Below are 16,522 nucleotides of genomic sequence, written 5' to 3'. Positions count from 1 at the left end.
CAGGTCGACGACATGGTGCATCAAGCCACGCTGGACGCGACCTCGAACAGGATGGCGTGCCGCGCGGCAAGGGCCGGCACATCGGTGGAATAGCCGCCGCCGATGACGCCGCAGACGGGAATGCCGAGCGCGCGAAAATGGCCGATGACCATCTCGTCGCGGGCGCGCAGGCCGTCATTGGAAAGCGCCAGCCTGCCAAGCCGATCCTCGGCATGGACGTCGACGCCGGCATTGTAGAAAACGATGTCCCAGCGCGCCCGCGCCGACAGCTCCGGCAGGATGGTGGCCAGCCTCTCCAGATAGGCGGCATCGCCTGTGCCGTCGGGAAGCGCGATGTCGAGATCGGAGGCGATCTTGCGCACGGGATAGTTGCGCTCGCCATGCATGGAGAAGGTGAACACAGCTGGTTCGTCGCCAAGAATGTCGGCGGTGCCGTCGCCCTGATGCACGTCGAGATCGACGACCAGGATGTTTTGTGCGGCGCCCTCGTCGAGCAGCACCAGCGAGGCGACGGCGACATCGTTGAAGGTACAGAAGCCGGCGCCTTGCGCGCGCCGAGCATGATGGCTGCCGCCGGCGGTGTTGCAGGCAATGCCGTGGCGCAAGGCGAGCCGCGCCGCCAGCATCGTGCCGCCGGTGGCAAGCTGTGCGCGCAGCGAAACGCGCGGGCCGACCGGAAAGCCGATCTCGCGTTCGATTTTTTCCGGCACCGAACAGCTGATGACCTGGTCGACATAGCCGGCCGCATGGGCAAGCCTGAGCCATGATGCCGGTGCCGGGTCCGCGGTGTTGAGCGCCCCGGGCCCGGCCAGGCCGCGTGCCCGCAAGGCCTCCATCAGCAACGGGTACTTGCTCATCGGGAAGCGATGGTTGGTGGCGAAGCCGGCGTCGTAGTCGGGATGGTGGACGATCTGCAGGGGCATGGACGGAATTCCGGCGGCTTCGCGCCAGACCGGGATTTCGGTTGGCCATCGTGGGAAGAATGATTGCGCGGTGGCCGGAAAATGGGGCACATCGGCTCTTCGATCAAGCCGCAAATCCGCAAGGCAGCAATCCCTTGGACAAGGGCGCAATTCCAGTCGACGCCAGATCTTTTGTCGTCACCAACCGTTCCGTGCTCGCCATAGCGGTGCCGATGACGCTCGCCTATCTGACGACGCCGATGCTTGGGCTGGTCGACACGGCTGTTGTCGGGCAGTTCGGCGACGCGGCTTTGCTCGGCGGCCTTGCGGCGGGCGCGCTTGTTTTCGACGTCGTCTTCACCAGCTTCAATTTCCTGCGCTCGGGCACCACCGGCCTCGTCGCCCAGGCTTTCGGGCGTGGCGACGCGCTCGAGGAACAGGCCGTGTTCTGGCGCGCCGTGCTGATCGCGGTCGTCGCCGGCATCGTGCTGGCGGCGCTTTCGCCGCTGATCGCCATCGGCGGCCAGTGGTTCATGGGCGCCGAACAGCGCGTCAGCGAGGCGATGGGCGTCTACATCAGGATCAGGCTGCTTGCCGCCCCGTTCTCGCTGATCAACTATGCCATTCTCGGCTATGTGCTGGGGCGTGGCGAGGGCGGGCTCGGCCTTGTGCTGCAGCTGGTGCTCAACGGCATCAACATCGGGCTCTGTTTCCTGCTTGGCCTCAGGCTTGGCTGGGGTGTCGCCGGCGTCGCCTGGGCAACCGTCACGGGCGAATTCCTGGCCATGCTGCTTGGTCTCGCCATCGTGGTCCGCCGCTTCCGCGCGGCCCCGCCCTTGCCGCGCCATCGGCTGCTCGACATGGCCGCCTTCCTGCGCATGCTGTCGCTCAACCGCGACATCATGATCCGCTCCTTCTCGCTGCTTGCCGCCTTCGCACTATTTACCCGCCAGGGCGCGCAGTTCGGCACGGTGACGCTGGCCGCCAATGCGGTGCTGATGAATTTCTTCCTCGTTGCCGGCTATTTCCTCGACGGTTTTGCCACCGCCGCCGAACAGCTCGCGGGCCGCGCCGTCGGCGCGCGGGCCGAGCAGCCCTTCCGGCAGGCGGTGCGGCTGACCCTGTTCTGGGGGTTCGGGCTGGCCGGCGCCGCGACGCTGGTGCTGCTGTCGGCCGGCGCCAATCTGGTCGCCATCGTCACGACCTCGCAGGAGGTCCGCTCGGTGGCCGACACCTACTTGCCCTGGGCGGCGTTCACGGCGCTCAGCGGCGTGCTGGCGTTCCAGATGGATGGCGTCTTCATCGGCGCGACCTGGTCGCGTGACATGCGCAACATGATGCTGCTGTCGTTCCTGGTCTTTGCCGTCGCGCTGCTGACGCTGGCCCCTGCCTTCGGCAATCACGGCCTGTGGGCGGCGCTGCACGTCTTCCTGCTGGCGCGCGGCTTCAGCCTGCTGACGATTCTGCAATTTCGGGTGCGCACGGCGTTCAGCTGAGCGGCTTGGACGCCCACCGATCAAGGTGCCTGTCGCGCAACTCGCGGATGGATTTCAGCCGCTCCGTCTCGCAAAAGCGCGCCATGCCGGCGACGATCCGGCCCGGCAGTGCGGGTCCGGCATAGATCATGCCGGTGTAGAGCTGCACCAGATCCGCACCCGCACGGATCTTCTCCAGCGCGGCCTCCGCGGAATCGACTCCGCCCACGCCGACAATGACGATGTCCGGACCAAGCAGCTTGCGCATCTTCGCCAGCACGATGGTCGAGCGTTCGAACAGCGGTTTTCCCGAAAGCCCGCCGGTTTCGCGCGCCGCATTGCCGCTGCGCAGCGGCGGCCGCGAAATGGTGGTGTTGGAGACGATGACGCCGTCGATCCGTTTTTCAACGACCTCGGCGGCGATGTCCTCCAGCTCGGCCTCGACCAGATCCGGCGCGATCTTGAGGAAGACCGGCGGTTGGGCCGCGGCCGACGCACGCGCAGCCATGACTCGCGACAAAAGTTCGCCGAGCTGCTCGCGCGCTTGCATGTTGCGCAGGCCGGGTGTGTTGGGCGAGGAGATGTTCACGGTCAAATAGCTGGCGTAGCGCGCGAAAAGCGCGACGCCGCGCTCATAGTCGCCGATGCGGTCGGTGCTGTCCTTGTTGGCGCCGATATTGACGCCGACAATGCCAGGGCGCCCCTTGCGGCCGGCAAGGCGTTTTTCGGCCGCCGCATGGCCCTCATTGTTGAAGCCCAGCCGGTTGATCACCGCCTCATCCGCCGTCAGCCGGAAGATGCGCGGCTTCGGGTTGCCGGCCTGCGGCAGCGGCGTCATCGTGCCGACCTCGGCAAAGCCGAAACCGAGGCCAAGCAGTGCATCGGGCACCTCGGCGTTTTTGTCGTAGCCGGCCGCCATGCCGAGCGGGTTGGGGAAATCGAGGCCGCAAAGGCTGATCTTCAGCCTGGTGTCGCGCACCGTCCGCGCGCCGGCCGGCAGGCCGCATCGCAGCGCTGCGATCGACAGGCCATGTGCGGTTTCCGGATCGAAGGCAAACAGCAGTTTTTGGCCGAACCGGTCGAGCACGCTCATTCATCCTCCAGCGGCGGGAATTGATGCACGCCATCGGCGCCAAGCGGCAGCGGCTTGACCCACAGCACGGCGTTCAACTCCAGCACGCCATAGAGATGCGGAAACAGCGCTCCGCCGCGCGAAACCTCGTATTTCAGGGCGTCGCCCAGGCTGGCGTCGTCGATGGCGGCCAGCAGAAGGTCTGTCTGGCCGGAAAAATGCTTTGCCGCGGTTTCCCGGACCTGCGCTGCCGTGGAGAAGTGGATGAAGCCGTCGGCGACGTCGATCGGCGCGCCGGTGAAGCGGCCATTGGCTTCGGCCTCGCGCCAAAGTGCTTGCGGGGTTATCTTGTAGATAAACTGAGACATGGTTGCGCTATAGTCCGAACCAGTCGTGCGGGGAAGGCCACGCCAAGGGTCTTCCCCATTTCCGGCGCAAACATGCGATATTTCAGGCTTTGGCCATGGAGGACAACATGCGTCTGCAACACATCTTGATCCCCGCCGCGCTCGTTTCATTGGTAGCGGCCTCCGCCTATTCGGAAGAAACCGACCGCTACCGGTTGGAAAAATCCGCCAACGGCTATGTCCGCATGGATACCCAGACCGGCGCGATGTCGATCTGCGAGGAACGTTCGGGCCAGCTCGTCTGCAAGGTGGCGGCCGACGAACGCGCTGCTTTCCAGGACGAAATCGACCGCCTGCAGACCTCGGTGAAAGCAATGGACGAGCGCGTCACCAAGCTCGAGAATTCGCTCTCCGCCCGGCTGGAATCGAAACTGCCGAGCGAGGAGGATTTCAACAAGACGATGAGTTACATGGAGCGCTTCCTGAAGGGCTTCATGGGCATCGTCAAGGAAATGGACAAGGATAACGGCAACGGCGCGCAGCTCAATTCGCAGAAGACCTGAGGGCCATAGGCAAGGGAAAACACGGCGCCCTGGTTTTGCCGCTTGAAAACAGCGCGCGGCCCCTCATAATCGTCCGACTGGTCCCGAAAAGCTTAAAAATCATCGACGGGATTCGGGGAGGAACATTTGCCGTCAGGCTATTCTTTCGTTATCGCCGACGATCACCCGCTGTTTCGCGGTGCGCTGCGCGAAGCGCTTGCCGGCATCGGCAATGTCGCGGCCATCCACGAGGCCGGCGATTTCGAAAGCGCCAAGGCATTGGTTGTGGCTAATGAGGATGTCGATCTGGTGCTGCTCGATTTGTCGATGCCGGGCGCCAGCGGCCTCTCCGGCCTGATTTCGCTGCGCGGCATCCATCCGGCGGTGCCGCTTATCGTGGTCTCGGCGCATGACGATCCGGCGACCATCAGGCGCGCACTCGATCTTGGCGCATCCGGCTTCATCTCCAAATCGGCCAGCATGGAGGAGATCCGCAACGCCGTGCAATCGGTGCTGGCCGGCGACATCGCCGCGCCTGTCGGCGTCGATCTCGGCGTCGAGCGCGATCCCGAAATATCGGACCTGATCAAGCGGCTGCAGGCGCTGACGCCGCAGCAGACCCGCGTGCTCGGCATGCTGGCCGAAGGCTTGCTCAACAAGCAGATCGCCTATGAGCTAGGCGTCTCCGAGGCGACCATCAAGGCGCATGTCTCGGCCATCCTGCAGAAGCTCGGCGTCGACAGCCGCACCCAGGCGGTGATCCTCCTGTCCAAGATCGGCAGCGACCCGTTGCAGACCAACAACTGAGTGCCGGCGTCGCCCGTTCAATCGGGACACTGAACCTCTGTCTGGACCCTTCGGGCGTTGAAGCTTACAAAGCTGATGGCGGCCATGATCCAGACGCCGATGCCGCCATAGAGCATCACCAAGCCAAAGCCGTTGCGCAGCGCATCGTGGACGACTGCATCGGCAAGACCGGGGTTGGGATTTCCGGCCGCGATCCCGTCGGCGAAGAGACGCAGCTGGCTGGCGTCGAGGTCGGGCAGTGCTGTGCCCAGATACGCCAGCACGCCGCTCGCCAGGATGAAGCCCATCACCGCTATGTTCACCGCCAGCGAAACCATGCGGGCGCTCATGTCGATGCCCGAGGCCATGCCCGCCCTGTCGCTCGAAACGGAGCCGGTCGTCGTGTTGGTGACGGGCGTGTTGGTGATGCCAAGACCGGCTCCGGCGATCAGGCAGCCGGGCAGCATCGTCAGCCAATCCGGCCGCCCGGCGGCGCTGCCGAGCTTCATCACGATGAAGCCGACGCCGATGATGGCGAGCCCGGCCGGAATGATGATGCCGGGCTGGTAGCGCAGCGAAAGCCGCTCCGCCAGGGGCGGCATGACGAGCGTCGGCAGCGTGTAGGCAAGCAAGGCAAGACCGGTGGAGACGCTGTCATAGCCCAGTCCGGCATGGAACCAGATCGGCAGGTAGATCATGAACGGCCAGTAGGAGAGGTTCATGGCGGCCGAGCCGACGATCGCGCCGGAGAACGGCCGGATGCGGAAGACCGAGAAATCGAACATCGGCCGTTTGCTGACCCGCTCGGCGATGAGGAAGGCGATGAAGCTCGCGGCCGAGATGCCGAGGATCGTCAGCGCGGCCGGACTGGCGAAACCAAGGTCCGGCCCCTGCGTGATGTAGAAGACCAGGCAGAAGACCGACGGCGCCAGTGTCACGATGCCCGCCAGGTCGAGCTTGCCCGCCTGCGGGTCCTTCGATTCATGGACACCGGTCAAAGCCAGCACGAAGGCCACGGCCGCTGCCGGCACATGGATGAGGAACACCCATTCCCAGCTCGAGGCCGCGACGATGCCACCGCCGATGATAGGCCCGAAGCCGAGGCCGACACCGAAGATGACGCCCCACCAGCCCCAGGCGACGGCGCGCTCACGCCCTTCCCTGAATGCGTGCGACAGCACGGCGAGCTGGCAGATCAGCATCGCGCCGCCGCTCAAGCCCTGCAGGAACCGGGCGATGATCAGGGTCGACACATCGTCCGCCAGGCCGCAGATCAGCGACGTCAGGCCGAAGGCAGCGATGGAGACCAGGAAGACGCGCTTGCGTCCGTAGCGGTCCGCGATGGTGCCGACCGCCATCAGCACGGTGGTGACCGCGATCGTGTAGGCGTTCATCACCCATTGCAGTTGCCTGAAATCGGCGTGCAGCTCTTGCTCCAGTGTCGGCAGGATGGTGGGCACGCTTGAAATCTCCAGCCCGAACATCAGGCATGCCAGGCATGCGGCCAACAGAACGACGATGCCTCGACGGGTCAGGGCAGTGGGCATGATCAAACCTTTCGACTTCTTGGGCAGGACGAGTCGGTATGACGGCCGCCCCGCTCAACCCAGACTAGGTCAGGCTTGATCATTTTAGAATTGCATGGTTGGCTATTTCAGAGACAACAATATGAGATAACTGACATGACGCTGGACGTAGATGCGGTGAAAGCTTTCGTCGCCGTCGCCGAGTTGCGCAGTTTTACACGCGCGGCCGAGGCGCTTGGCAGCACGCAAGGCGCAATCAGTGTCAAGCTGAAGCGGCTGGAGGATCGGGTGGGGCAGAAGCTGATCGAGCGGACGCCGCGACTGGTGCGCCTGTCAGCGCGTGGTGCGGTGTTCCTCGAACCGGCGCGCGACTTCCTCGCCGCGCACGACCGGGCCGTCGCCAGCCTCGCCGCCGTTCACCGCCACTTTCGGCTGGGCATTGCCACCCATGTCGGCGGGGCCGAAGTGCCGACCTTGCTGGCGCGCCTCAATGCGCATGATCCGGCCTTGACCATCGAGGTGCGGCTCGATGATACGCGCGAGTTGATCGCGGCGTTCGATCGTGGCGACCTCGATGCCGCGATCGTCCGTCGCGAGGACGACCGCCGCGACGGCGAGGTCCTGGCACCCGAACATTTCGGCTGGTACGCCACGCCGGATTTCGTCTACCGCGCCGGCGAGCCGCTGCGGCTGGCCGCCTCCGCGCCTTCCTGCAGCATCCGCGACGTCATCACCGGCACGCTCGATGCGGTAGGAATACCGTGGACGCAGGTTTTCCTCGGCTGCGGCTCCTTCGCCGTTGCCGAGGCCGTTTCCGCCGGCCTCGCCGCCGGGGCCTTCTCGTCTCGCCTGGTTCCGCCCGGCACCATCGAGGTCAGCCGTAAATTCGGCCTGCCGCCGCTGCCGGCGTCGGAGATCATGCTCTTGTCCACGCTCTCGGACGCTCAATCGCGCGATGCATTGCGCACCCTTGCCATGGCGTTTCGCGAGCATCGTCCGTCGCCCGCGGCCAACGGCGCGAAGCCCCGGTTCCGCAATTCGCAGATGGTCGACAGCCCCGTCTGAGGCAGTCGACCCGCGTCTGCGCGACGGCGCCGAACGAAAGATCTCAGCGATAGTTTTCGACGGCTGAGCCCTGTTGCGGCGTGGCATCATCCTCGGTCGGCCGCGAAGGATTGCGCGCCCGGCCGATGGCCGCGCCAAGGCCAAGCGATGCGATCGCCACCAGCGGGATGCCGGCGATCCAGGGCAGGCGCGGTGCCAGCGCGTAGAGCGCCGTCCCGATCGAAGGCCCAAGCGAGTCCTTGAGGTCGACCGCCACGGACGAAGCCGCCATGTAGGAGGCGCGCCGTGCGGGCGGTGCCAGCGCATTGACGGCGGTCGGCACCAGTGGCCCGACCAGCATCTGCGCGATGGAGCACAGGCTGACGGCTCCGATCAACGCCAGCATCGCCGGCGAGGCGGCCAGCAGCGCGAAGGCGAGTATCGTCGCGAGGCCGGCACCGACCGTCAGCCACAGCGCTGACCGTGCCTCGACCATGCGGCTGACCAGCATCTGCAGGCCGACCGTCAGCGCGGCGGCGTAGGCGAACAGTGCGCCGACGCCGGATGGCGCCAGCGTCCCGGCATCCTGCGCGTAGAGCGGGATCACCGCCTCGATCCAGTTGCCGGCGACCTCGAACAGCACGACCCAAAGCAGCAGCTTGGCCAGCCGGCCGTCGCGGAACGCCGGAAGCAGCGCGGACAGACCTTCCTCCTCGTCTTCATCGCCTTCTTCGTCGTGGCGATCGTCGCCGGCAGCGCGGCCGATGCCGATCGTCTCGTTGAGGGCGAAGAGCATCACGATGCCGCCCAGCGCAAGCATCGTGCCGCCAGCGAGGAAAACGCTGCGCAGCGACACGAGCGCAAGCAGGGCGCCGCAGGCCGGTCCCAAGATCTGCCCGGCGCTTGAACTCACGCGCGCCAGGCCGAACCAGCGTGGATGTGCGGATGGCGCGGTCACATCGGCGATCGCGGTCAGGATCGTTGGATGAAGCACGGATTCGCACATGCCGGTCAGAAGCAGCACGATCGCGGTAACGGCGACGCCATGCACGAAGAACAGCGCCAGGAAGCCTGCGCCGACGCCGAGCGACGAGGCAATCAGCACCGGTCGCCGGCCGATCCGGTCGGCAATACCGCCGATCAGCGGTGCCGCCAGCAGTTCGCCGCCGGCATAGCAGCCGAACAGCAGGCCGATCGCGCCGACGGGAATGCCAGCCTCGCTGCTTGCCCAGAGCGGAAAGAAAGGCATCAGCGCGCCATCGGCGAAACCAGCACAGAAGAAAAGCAGAAGCCCCAACAGGGCTGGGCGCGGGGGAGCGCGAAAGAAGGAAGGAAGCGTATCGATCATGACGTCACCTGCGCGTGGTGGCCTCGACTGTCATTGTCGAAGGCCCGGGGTTTGCGCGTTGGTTGACGTAAACGCCTACGGTCGCGTGGAGCGACAGGAAGATTTGAGCCGCATGGTTGAAACCCATGCGGCGATGGAAGCGTTCAACTGAGCCGCACGGACAGTTCGACGTCCTCGCCAAACGGCGTGGACATGTAGCCCGATGCCGGCGAGCGCACCCGCTCCAGGTATTCGGGCGAGAGATCGGCATTGTCGGCGATGACCAGCGCGCCTGGCCGCAAGCGGCTCTCGACCAGGCTGAGGATCTCCGGGTAGATCGCCTTGGCGCCGTCGAGCAGCAAAAGGTCGATCGTCTCGGGCAGGTCGCCGCTTAGCGTTTCAAGCGCGTCTCCCTCGCGGATCTCCACCAGGTCCATGAGGCCGCCCTCGGTCAAATTGGCCTTGGCCCGCATCACCTTGGACGGTTCGAATTCGGTGGTGATCAGGCGGCCGCCGCCATTGTCCCTGAGCGCTGCCGCAAGATAGAGCGTCGAGATGCCGAACGAGGTGCCGAACTCGATGATGATGCGCGCGCCGCTGCTGCGCGCCAGCATGTAGAGCAGCGTGCCGGTCTCCGGCGAGATCGCCAGCCAGAGGTCCTTCAGCCGCCCGTAGAAATCGACATATTCGGTCTTGCTGTTGAGCAGGCGCGCCCGCTCCTCGTGCGAGAGTGCGGCCGCTGCGGGACTGGTCGCGGCATTGGCTTCTTCGAAGAGGCGAGCGAGCAGGGGTGCCAGCGGGGCGTCGGTCAGCGTCGTCATGAAAACTCTCCGGTCGAAAATGACTGCGTGCTTGTGTCATGCTGAAAATACGAATAATCCTTCAGGTTTCCAATTCGCATTGCCGAGCCAAGACATGACGGGACGCCTAAGCCACTCGATTTCCTCACGAAAACAGCCAAAGCAGGCTCGCGCCGCGGACCTTGTCGAGGCGATTTTGCAGGCGGCTGTTCAGGTTTTGGCGAGCGAAGGCGCACAGCGTTTCACCACCACCCGGGTGGCGGAAAAGGCCGGCGTCAGCGTTGGGTCGCTCTATCAATATTTCCCCAACAAGGCCGCACTTCTGTTCAGGCTGCAGAGCGATGAATGGCGCCAGACAGGTGGCCTGCTGCGCACCATACTCGAAGACGACCAGCGACCTCCGCTTGAACGGCTGCGTGCCCTTGTCCATGCCTTCATCCGCTCGGAGTGCGACGAGGCCGCGGTGCGCGTGGCGCTCAATGACGCCGCACCTCTCTATCGTGACGCACCGGAGGCGCACGAAGCCAGAGCCTCGGGGGAACGAACCGTCCAGACCTTTCTGCGGGAGGCATTGCCCGAGGCCCCGGAGGCCGTCCGCGCCCTGGCCGGCGATCTGATCAAAACGACACTCAGCGCGGTGGGGAAGGATTTTTCGGAAAGCCCGCGAACACCAGCCGAGATCGAGACCTATGCCGATGCGATGGCCGACATGTTCTGCGCCTACTTGGGAAGCCTGGGCCACAGGGCTGACGTCGCCGGCTTCGTCCGGCCGGCCCGTTGACGTCACTCGGCGGCAGATGCCAGCAGCCTGACCCTGGCCATCATCGAGCGCAGCACCGCGGGTTTCAGCGGCTTGTTGATCACCGCAATCTCGAGCCCTCCTGCCGCCGCCCGCACTTCGTTGGAGCGGTCGGCGGTGACCAGCACCGCCGGCAGGTCGTCGCCATGGATGGCACGCAGCCGTGCGATGATGTCGAGACCGGTTTCGCCGTCGAGATGGTAGTCGGCAAGCACGATGTCCGGGCGGTGGGGTGCGGCCTTCTCCAGGTCCCGCGAGCCGGATACCGTGTCGACGTTGCATCCCCAGCCTTCGAGCAGGAGCCGCATGCCTTCGAGGATGCGAGCGTCATTGTCGATGCAGAGCACATGCAGCCCGGCCAGCGAAGCCGTGGTACGGGCGGGAGCCTTGGTTTCGACCTCGCGGCGCGGCTCCTGCACCGCCGCGACGGGCAGGATGACGGAAAAGCGCGTGCCCTTGCCCGGATTTGAGAAAATTCGGATTTCGAGCCTGAGCACCCGGGCGATGCGGTCGACGATGGAGAGGCCGAGGCCAAGGCCCTCTGCTTCGCGCGCGCCTTCATCCAGCCGCGTGAACTCATGAAAGACCGTGTTCAGCTTCTCGCCGGCAATGCCGATGCCGGTATCGATCACCTGGATTTCCGCCAGTTCACCGCGACGCCTGACGCCAACCAGGATGCGGCCGCTGCGGGTATATTTGATCGCGTTGGAGACGAGGTTCTGAATCAGGCGGCGCAGCAGATTGCGGTCGGTCACCACCGTCAGCGACGATGGCATGATCGTCAGGCCGAGCCTTTTCTCCGCGGCCATGGGCCGGAAATCATTGCCGATCTGGCGCAGCAATCCGTCGAGGCTGAAGGCAGTGTCGTCCGGCTTCATCGCGCCGGCATCGAGGCGCGAGATGTCGAGCACGGCGCCCAAAATGGTCTCGACCGATTCCAGCGAGGATTCGATGTTGACCGCCGCCTTGCCGGCCGGACCCTTGCCGGCCTTCTCGATCAGCGACGAGCAATAGAGCCGGGCGGCGTTCAGCGGCTGCAGGATGTCGTGGCCGGCGGCCGCAAGGAAGCGCGTCTTGCCGAGATTGGCCTCCTCGGCAAGCATTTGCGCCTGCGCCAGTTCTTCGTTGACCCGGGTCAGCTCGATGGTGCGGGTTTTCACGCGCTGCTCCAGCGATTCATTGGCGCGCTTCAGCGCCAGATCCTGCTCGACGCGTCCGGAAATGTCGGCATAGGTGGCGACGATGCCGCCATCCGGCATCTCGTTGGAGCGCAATTCCAGGATGCGGCCGCTGGTCTTCAGCTCCATCTGCCAGGGGCTGACGAAACTGGTCAGCCGGTTGAGCATCGTCACCCGCTGGTCGGCGGGAATGTCGCCGCGCTCGGCGAGATGGCGCAGGATCTGGTCGAGCGAGACGCCGACCTGGCCCATCTCGTCGGGCAGGTCGAACAGCGTCCGGTACTGTCGGTTCCAGCAGATCAGCCGGAAATCGCGGTCGAAGACGGTGATGCCTTGCTCCATCTGGTCGAGCGCGATCTGCAGCAGGTCGCGGTTGTGCTGCAGCGCCTCGGTGGCGTCGTCGAGCAGACGGAAGGCATCGCGGGATTCGCGGTCGTGGCGCCGGAACAGCAGCGACAGGATCAGCCGCGCCGAGGAGGAGCCGACGGCGCTGGCCAGAAGCTGCTCGGAGAAGCGGATGACGTCCATGCTCGCCTGCTCCTTGCCGTGCAGCGAGGCGCCGTTGGTCTTCTCGAACGACTGGAAGGAGCGCTCGGTGCGCTCGACGCCGAGATAGCGCGAGATCGTGTCCTTGAGGTCGTTGACGGTGATGGCGGTACGGAAGCGGCGCAGGCTCGGCATCGGGCCGGCGTCGCGCGGCACGAAGATCGACGCCTGGATGCGCTCCAGCGGCACCGACGCGCGCGACAGCGAGCCAAGGACGAAGAACAGCGTGTTGATCGACAGGCTCCACAACACGCCGTGGTTCAGCGGTTCGGCCACCGTGCCGAACAGCGCTTGCGGCCGCAGCGCCTCGAAGCCAAACAGGCCGTGCACGACGATGTCGGTGTCGGGCGCGACAAGCGAGGGCAGGAGCAGCGTGTAACCCCAGACGAGGATGCCGGCGACCATGCCGAGTGCGGCACCCCTGCCATTGGCGCCGCGCCAGATCAGCCCGCCGATCAACGCCGGCGCGAACTGCGCGATGGCCGCGAAGGACATCAGGCCGATCGACGACAGCCGCGCTGAGTTGGTGCTCTCGCGATAGTAGAGAAAGGCGATGAACAACATGATGAAGATCGCACCGCGCCGCACATTGAGGATGAGCGTCGACCAGTCCTCGTTCTCGGAGGTCGAGGTCTTGAGCAGGCGGCGCACGAACAGCGGAATGACGAGGTCGTTGGAGATCATGATCGACAGCGCCACGCTTTCGACGATGACCATGGCCGTTGCCGCCGATAGCCCGCCGATGAAGGCGGCCATGGCGAGTACGTCGTGGCCGCTGAACAGGGGCAGCGACAGCACGTAGAGGTCGCTGCTGGTGCCGGTGCCGACCAGCGACAGGCCGGCGAAGGCGATCGGCAGCACGAACAGGTTGATCGCCACCAGGTAGAGCGGAAACACCCAGGTCGCGGTGCGCAGCTCAGCCTCGCCGCGATTCTCGACGATGGTGACGTAGAACTGCCGCGGCAGCATGATGATGGCAAAGCCGCTCAACCCCGTCAGCACCAGCCAGGTGGCGAGCGAGGTGTTGTAGCCCATCGCCTCGCGCACCTGTGCATTCTGCGCCAGCTTGGCGAACATGTCGCCCGGGCCGCCGAAGATCAGGAAGGTGACCATCAGGCCGATCGCCAGGAAGGCGGCGAGCTTGACCACGGTTTCGACCGCCACCGCCAGCACCAGCCCATCCTGGTGCTCGGTGGCGTCGGCATGGCGGGTGCCGAACAGCACCGCAAATAGGGCCAGCAGCATGGCGACGACCAGCGAAATGTCGCTGACGAACGGATCGAAGGAGGGTGGCGATCCCGTATAGTGCTCGACCATCAGGCTGACCGAACCGGAAATCGCCTTCAGCTGCAGCGCGATATAGGGCACCGCCCCGATGGTGGCGATCAGCGTGGCGATCGCCGCGACGGTAAAGCTTTTGCCGTAGCGCGCGCCGAGGAAGTCGGCGATCGAGGTGATCTTCTCGGTCTTGGCCAGCCGCACGATGCGGTTGAGCAGCGGAAAACCGAACACGAACACCAAAACCGGGCCGGTATAGATGCCGAGGAACTCCAGGCCGCGCTCTGAGGAGAGCCCGACCGAGCCGAAGAAGGTCCACGAGGTGCAGTAGATCGCCAGGCTGAGCGCATAGATGAACGGCCGTGCCCGGCCGGGCCCTGAGATGGCCGAGCGGCGGTCGCCCAGGCTGGCGATGGCGAACAGCAGCGTCACATAGGCGATCGCGATGATGACGATGAACAAGCCTTGCACGCCCGGAATTTCCTCCTTTGCCGTTTTTTGTTCGGCTTATGCGAACGCAATCACAGCTTGAGCCCTATGTCCATTGCGGCTTTGGCAGCATGAGCGGGCGCAAGATTCAGGAGGAAGTTCGTATTGCCGTGACGGAAGGAGAAAGCAGTTGCTTTCTCCTTTTTGCCCATGTTGCAACTTCAGGTTTTTGTTATGTTGTCGCCGGGTCGATGCCGCAAGGACGGAACGGCAGCGCGGCCGGTCATGACAAGGAGGGTCGAATGCTGAAAGAATTCCAGGAATTCATTTCCAAGGGCAATGTGATGGACTTGGCCGTCGGCGTCATCATCGGCGCGGCTTTCGGCAAGATCGTCGATTCCCTTGTCAACGACATCATCATGCCGATCATCGGCGCGATTTTGGGCGGCCTGGACTTCAACAACTACTTCTTTGGGCTGTCCTCTGCCGTCAACGCGACATCGCTTGCTGACGCCAAAAAGCAGGGCGCCGTTTTTGCGTATGGCAGCTTCATCACTGTCGTGCTGAACTTCATTATCCTTGCCTTCATCATCTTTCTGATGGTCAAGGCGGTGAACAATCTACGCCGGCGGCTCGAGCGCGAAAAGCCGGCTGCCCCGGCCGCACCGCCGCCCGCCGATGTCGCGCTGCTCACCGAAATCCGCGATCTGCTTGCGAAACGATAGTTCAGCCAACCATTGCTGGACCAAAACCCCGGTCGTTCGCGGCTGGGGTTTTCTGTTTTCGTATCTGGTAAAGAGCGGCAACTCCAAGGGAAAACGGATCTGTCCATGAGCCTGATCGATAGCTTTCGCGCCGAAGCCCGCGCCGCGCCGGAAAGCGGCATTGTCGCCGTCGTCAACTACGGCCGCCTGCGTGAGGGCCTGATCCCGCTGTGGGCCGGCGAGGGGGATCTGCCGACTCCCGCCTTCATCACCGATGCCGCGTCGAAGGCGCTGGCCGGCGGCGAGACGTTCTACACCTGGCAAAGGGGCATCCCTGATCTCAGGCAGGCGCTGGCGCGCTATTACGCCAGGCATTTTGGCAAGACGTTCCCGGAGGAGCAGTTCATCGTCACCGGATCCGGCATGCATGCCATCCAGATGTCGCTTACCGCTCTCGCCGGCGCCGGCGACGAGGTGATCTATCTGTCGCCGGCCTGGCCGAATTTCGACGCCGCCGCCGCCCTGTCAGGCGCCGTTCCGGTACCGGTCACGCTCGATCATTCCGGAAATGGCTGGTCCTGCGACGTCGAGAAGATCGCCGCGGCGATCACGTCGCGCACCAGGGCGCTGTTCATCAACACGCCGTCGAACCCGACCGGCTGGACCGCCGATCACGAGACCTTGCAGGCGATCCTTGACCTGGCGCGAGCCAGGAACATCTGGATCATTGCCGACGAGATCTATTCGCTGTTCCACTATGGCCATGGCCGTGCGCCATCCTTCCTCGACATCGCGACGGAGGAAGACCGCATCCTGTTCGTCAACTCCTTTTCCAAGAACTGGGCGATGACCGGCTGGCGCGTCGGCTGGATCAAGACGCATCCGAGCCTCCAGCAGGTGTTCGAGAACCTGATCCAGTATTCGAATTCCGGCGTTGCCCAGTTCATGCAGCGCGGTGCTGTTGCCGCGCTCGATGAGGGCGATGGTTTCGTCGCCGAGCAGGTGGAGCGGGCGAGGAAAGCGCGCGACCTGGTCTGTGGCATTCTCGGCGCCACCGGCCGTGCGCGGTTTACCGTGCCGCAGGGCGCTTTCTACTTGTTCTTCACCGTCGACGGCATCACCGATTCCCGGACCGCGGCCTTCGACATCGTCGACAAGGCCAATGTCGGCCTGGCGCCGGGCACCGCCTTCGGCCCCGGCGGCGAAGCCTTCCTGCGGCTATGCTTCCACCGCCGCCTCGACCAGCTCGAGGAGGCCGCGCACCGGCTGGCGAAATGGATGAAGACTGTGTAGCCGAGCCGCCGCCGAAACCCGAATTGAAAATCGCTCCGACGAGTCAGCTGGCGTGGGTTTCGAGAACCGGCGCGCAGCGGACATTCAGGTCCGTGAGCACGCGCATGACGCCGAAGATCGGGTTCGATCTTCGAAAAGGGTCATGCGCCAAATGGAAATTGCTGCAGCGTCCTTTGCTCGTCCGATGGACGCGCGGCGCTGTAGAAGCGCAGAAACCCGCGTCAGATGGCCGCCGGAGTAGAGTTTCAAACGGGCTTCAGCCGCCCGACTTGGGCACCAGCAGGGGAACGATCCGATCGCTCTTGGCCACGGCGGGCCGTCCTGTGGAGCCGTAGGGGATGCCGAGCGCATCCCAGGTCTCGACCAGCGCGTCCTGCAGTCCCGCGATCAGCGTGTCGGAATGGAATGGCGTCGGCGTGATGCGCAGGCGCTCGGTGCCGCGCGGCACGGTCGGGTAGTTGATCGGCTGGATGT

The 16,522-nt window shown here is 64.8% G+C and carries 14 protein-coding genes and 1 pseudogene; 7 read left to right on the top strand and 8 right to left on the bottom strand.

Annotated features, from left to right (window positions below; translation table 11 throughout):
- Positions 1–20: 20 nt before the first annotated feature.
- The gene (locus tag AC1DPX_RS00075) at positions 21–923 is read right to left on the bottom strand and encodes a histone deacetylase family protein (RefSeq protein ID WP_477233764.1); all 903 of its coding nucleotides are present in this window, start codon (positions 921–923) and stop codon (positions 21–23) included.
- 134 nt (positions 924–1,057) lie between these two features.
- On the opposite strand from AC1DPX_RS00075, the gene AC1DPX_RS00070 reads away from it, so the two are divergent.
- Entirely contained in the window at positions 1,058–2,398 is a 1,341-nt protein-coding gene (locus tag AC1DPX_RS00070; RefSeq protein WP_477233761.1) for an MATE family efflux transporter, read from the top strand.
- On the opposite strand, the gene AC1DPX_RS00065 is transcribed toward AC1DPX_RS00070, so the two are convergent.
- Together AC1DPX_RS00065 and AC1DPX_RS00060 are read right to left on the bottom strand one after the other, a co-directional pair.
- Positions 2,391–3,470, bottom strand: coding sequence for a quinone-dependent dihydroorotate dehydrogenase (locus tag AC1DPX_RS00065; protein WP_477233759.1), 1,080 nt, complete (start codon positions 3,468–3,470; stop codon positions 2,391–2,393). The genes AC1DPX_RS00070 and AC1DPX_RS00065 overlap by 8 nt on opposite strands.
- Complete coding sequence (locus tag AC1DPX_RS00060) at positions 3,467–3,817, bottom strand: DUF952 domain-containing protein (RefSeq protein WP_202356247.1); 351 nt, start codon at positions 3,815–3,817, stop codon at positions 3,467–3,469. The genes AC1DPX_RS00065 and AC1DPX_RS00060 overlap by 4 nt, the downstream gene beginning before the upstream one ends.
- A 107-nt stretch (positions 3,818–3,924) precedes the next feature.
- Here AC1DPX_RS00060 and AC1DPX_RS00055 point away from each other — a divergent pair, with 107 nt between their 5' ends.
- Positions 3,925–4,359, top strand: coding sequence for a hypothetical protein (locus AC1DPX_RS00055; RefSeq protein ID WP_202356246.1), 435 nt, complete (start codon positions 3,925–3,927; stop codon positions 4,357–4,359).
- Between the two features lie 126 nt (positions 4,360–4,485).
- Positions 4,486–5,145 carry a response regulator transcription factor gene (locus AC1DPX_RS00050; RefSeq protein WP_202356245.1) on the top strand — a complete coding sequence of 220 codons (660 nt, stop codon included), beginning with the start codon at positions 4,486–4,488 and terminating at the stop codon, positions 5,143–5,145.
- Positions 5,146–5,162: 17 nt separating this feature from the next.
- On the opposite strand, the gene AC1DPX_RS00045 is transcribed toward AC1DPX_RS00050, so the two are convergent.
- Positions 5,163–6,671, bottom strand: coding sequence for an MFS transporter (locus AC1DPX_RS00045; RefSeq protein ID WP_477233757.1), 1,509 nt, complete (start codon positions 6,669–6,671; stop codon positions 5,163–5,165).
- 135 nt (positions 6,672–6,806) lie between these two features.
- Between AC1DPX_RS00045 and AC1DPX_RS00040 the strand changes: the two genes are divergently transcribed.
- Entirely contained in the window at positions 6,807–7,715 is a 909-nt protein-coding gene (locus AC1DPX_RS00040; protein WP_477233755.1) for a LysR family transcriptional regulator, read from the top strand.
- Positions 7,716–7,758: 43 nt separating this feature from the next.
- On the opposite strand, the gene AC1DPX_RS00035 is transcribed toward AC1DPX_RS00040, so the two are convergent.
- Positions 7,759–9,042, bottom strand: coding sequence for an MDR family MFS transporter (locus AC1DPX_RS00035; protein WP_477233753.1), 1,284 nt, complete (start codon positions 9,040–9,042; stop codon positions 7,759–7,761).
- A gap of 143 nt (positions 9,043–9,185) precedes the next feature.
- Positions 9,186–9,842, bottom strand: a complete 657-nt coding sequence (locus tag AC1DPX_RS00030; RefSeq protein WP_477233751.1) for an O-methyltransferase — start codon at positions 9,840–9,842, stop codon at positions 9,186–9,188.
- A 94-nt stretch (positions 9,843–9,936) separates the two neighbouring features.
- Here AC1DPX_RS00030 and AC1DPX_RS00025 point away from each other — a divergent pair, with 94 nt between their 5' ends.
- Positions 9,937–10,602 carry a TetR/AcrR family transcriptional regulator gene (locus AC1DPX_RS00025; protein ID WP_202359555.1) on the top strand — a complete coding sequence of 222 codons (666 nt, stop codon included), beginning with the start codon at positions 9,937–9,939 and terminating at the stop codon, positions 10,600–10,602.
- Between the two features lie 2 nt (positions 10,603–10,604).
- Here the strand turns inward: AC1DPX_RS00025 and AC1DPX_RS00020 are convergent, their stop codons facing one another.
- Complete coding sequence (locus tag AC1DPX_RS00020; RefSeq protein WP_477233749.1) at positions 10,605–14,093, bottom strand: PAS domain-containing hybrid sensor histidine kinase/response regulator; 3,489 nt, start codon at positions 14,091–14,093, stop codon at positions 10,605–10,607.
- A 260-nt stretch (positions 14,094–14,353) separates the two neighbouring features.
- Between AC1DPX_RS00020 and mscL the strand changes: the two genes are divergently transcribed.
- Both mscL and AC1DPX_RS00010 read left to right on the top strand, forming a co-directional pair.
- A complete protein-coding gene (gene mscL / locus AC1DPX_RS00015; protein WP_202359554.1) occupies positions 14,354–14,776 on the top strand; it encodes a large conductance mechanosensitive channel protein MscL in 423 nt (140 codons plus the stop codon).
- Positions 14,777–14,881: 105 nt separating this feature from the next.
- Positions 14,882–16,048 carry a pyridoxal phosphate-dependent aminotransferase gene (locus AC1DPX_RS00010; protein WP_477233747.1) on the top strand — a complete coding sequence of 389 codons (1,167 nt, stop codon included), beginning with the start codon at positions 14,882–14,884 and terminating at the stop codon, positions 16,046–16,048.
- Between the two features lie 256 nt (positions 16,049–16,304).
- Here AC1DPX_RS00010 and AC1DPX_RS00005 read toward each other — a convergent pair.
- Positions 16,305–16,522: pseudogene (locus tag AC1DPX_RS00005) on the bottom strand (5-aminolevulinate synthase); the annotation flags it as partial.

Source organism: Mesorhizobium sp. 01N446, assembly GCF_056399285.1.
This window is presented reverse-complemented; position numbering and strand designations above follow the sequence as displayed.

What these genes read in the sequence shown, in the direction of transcription:
- AC1DPX_RS00010 (WP_477233747.1), top strand. Translation starts at nt 14,882, where the DNA reads ATGAGCCTGATCGATAGCTTTCGCGCCGAAGCCCGCGCCGCGCCGGAA.
- AC1DPX_RS00030 (WP_477233751.1), bottom strand. Translation starts at nt 9,842, where the DNA reads ATGACGACGCTGACCGACGCCCCGCTGGCACCCCTGCTCGCTCGCCTC.
- AC1DPX_RS00060 (WP_202356247.1), bottom strand. Translation starts at nt 3,817, where the DNA reads ATGTCTCAGTTTATCTACAAGATAACCCCGCAAGCACTTTGGCGCGAG.
- AC1DPX_RS00040 (WP_477233755.1), top strand. Translation starts at nt 6,807, where the DNA reads ATGACGCTGGACGTAGATGCGGTGAAAGCTTTCGTCGCCGTCGCCGAG.
- AC1DPX_RS00075 (WP_477233764.1), bottom strand. Translation starts at nt 923, where the DNA reads ATGCCCCTGCAGATCGTCCACCATCCCGACTACGACGCCGGCTTCGCC.
- AC1DPX_RS00035 (WP_477233753.1), bottom strand. Translation starts at nt 9,042, where the DNA reads ATGATCGATACGCTTCCTTCCTTCTTTCGCGCTCCCCCGCGCCCAGCC.
- AC1DPX_RS00025 (WP_202359555.1), top strand. Translation starts at nt 9,937, where the DNA reads ATGACGGGACGCCTAAGCCACTCGATTTCCTCACGAAAACAGCCAAAG.
- AC1DPX_RS00045 (WP_477233757.1), bottom strand. Translation starts at nt 6,671, where the DNA reads ATGCCCACTGCCCTGACCCGTCGAGGCATCGTCGTTCTGTTGGCCGCA.
- AC1DPX_RS00065 (WP_477233759.1), bottom strand. Translation starts at nt 3,470, where the DNA reads ATGAGCGTGCTCGACCGGTTCGGCCAAAAACTGCTGTTTGCCTTCGAT.
- AC1DPX_RS00055 (WP_202356246.1), top strand. Translation starts at nt 3,925, where the DNA reads ATGCGTCTGCAACACATCTTGATCCCCGCCGCGCTCGTTTCATTGGTA.
- mscL (WP_202359554.1), top strand. Translation starts at nt 14,354, where the DNA reads ATGCTGAAAGAATTCCAGGAATTCATTTCCAAGGGCAATGTGATGGAC.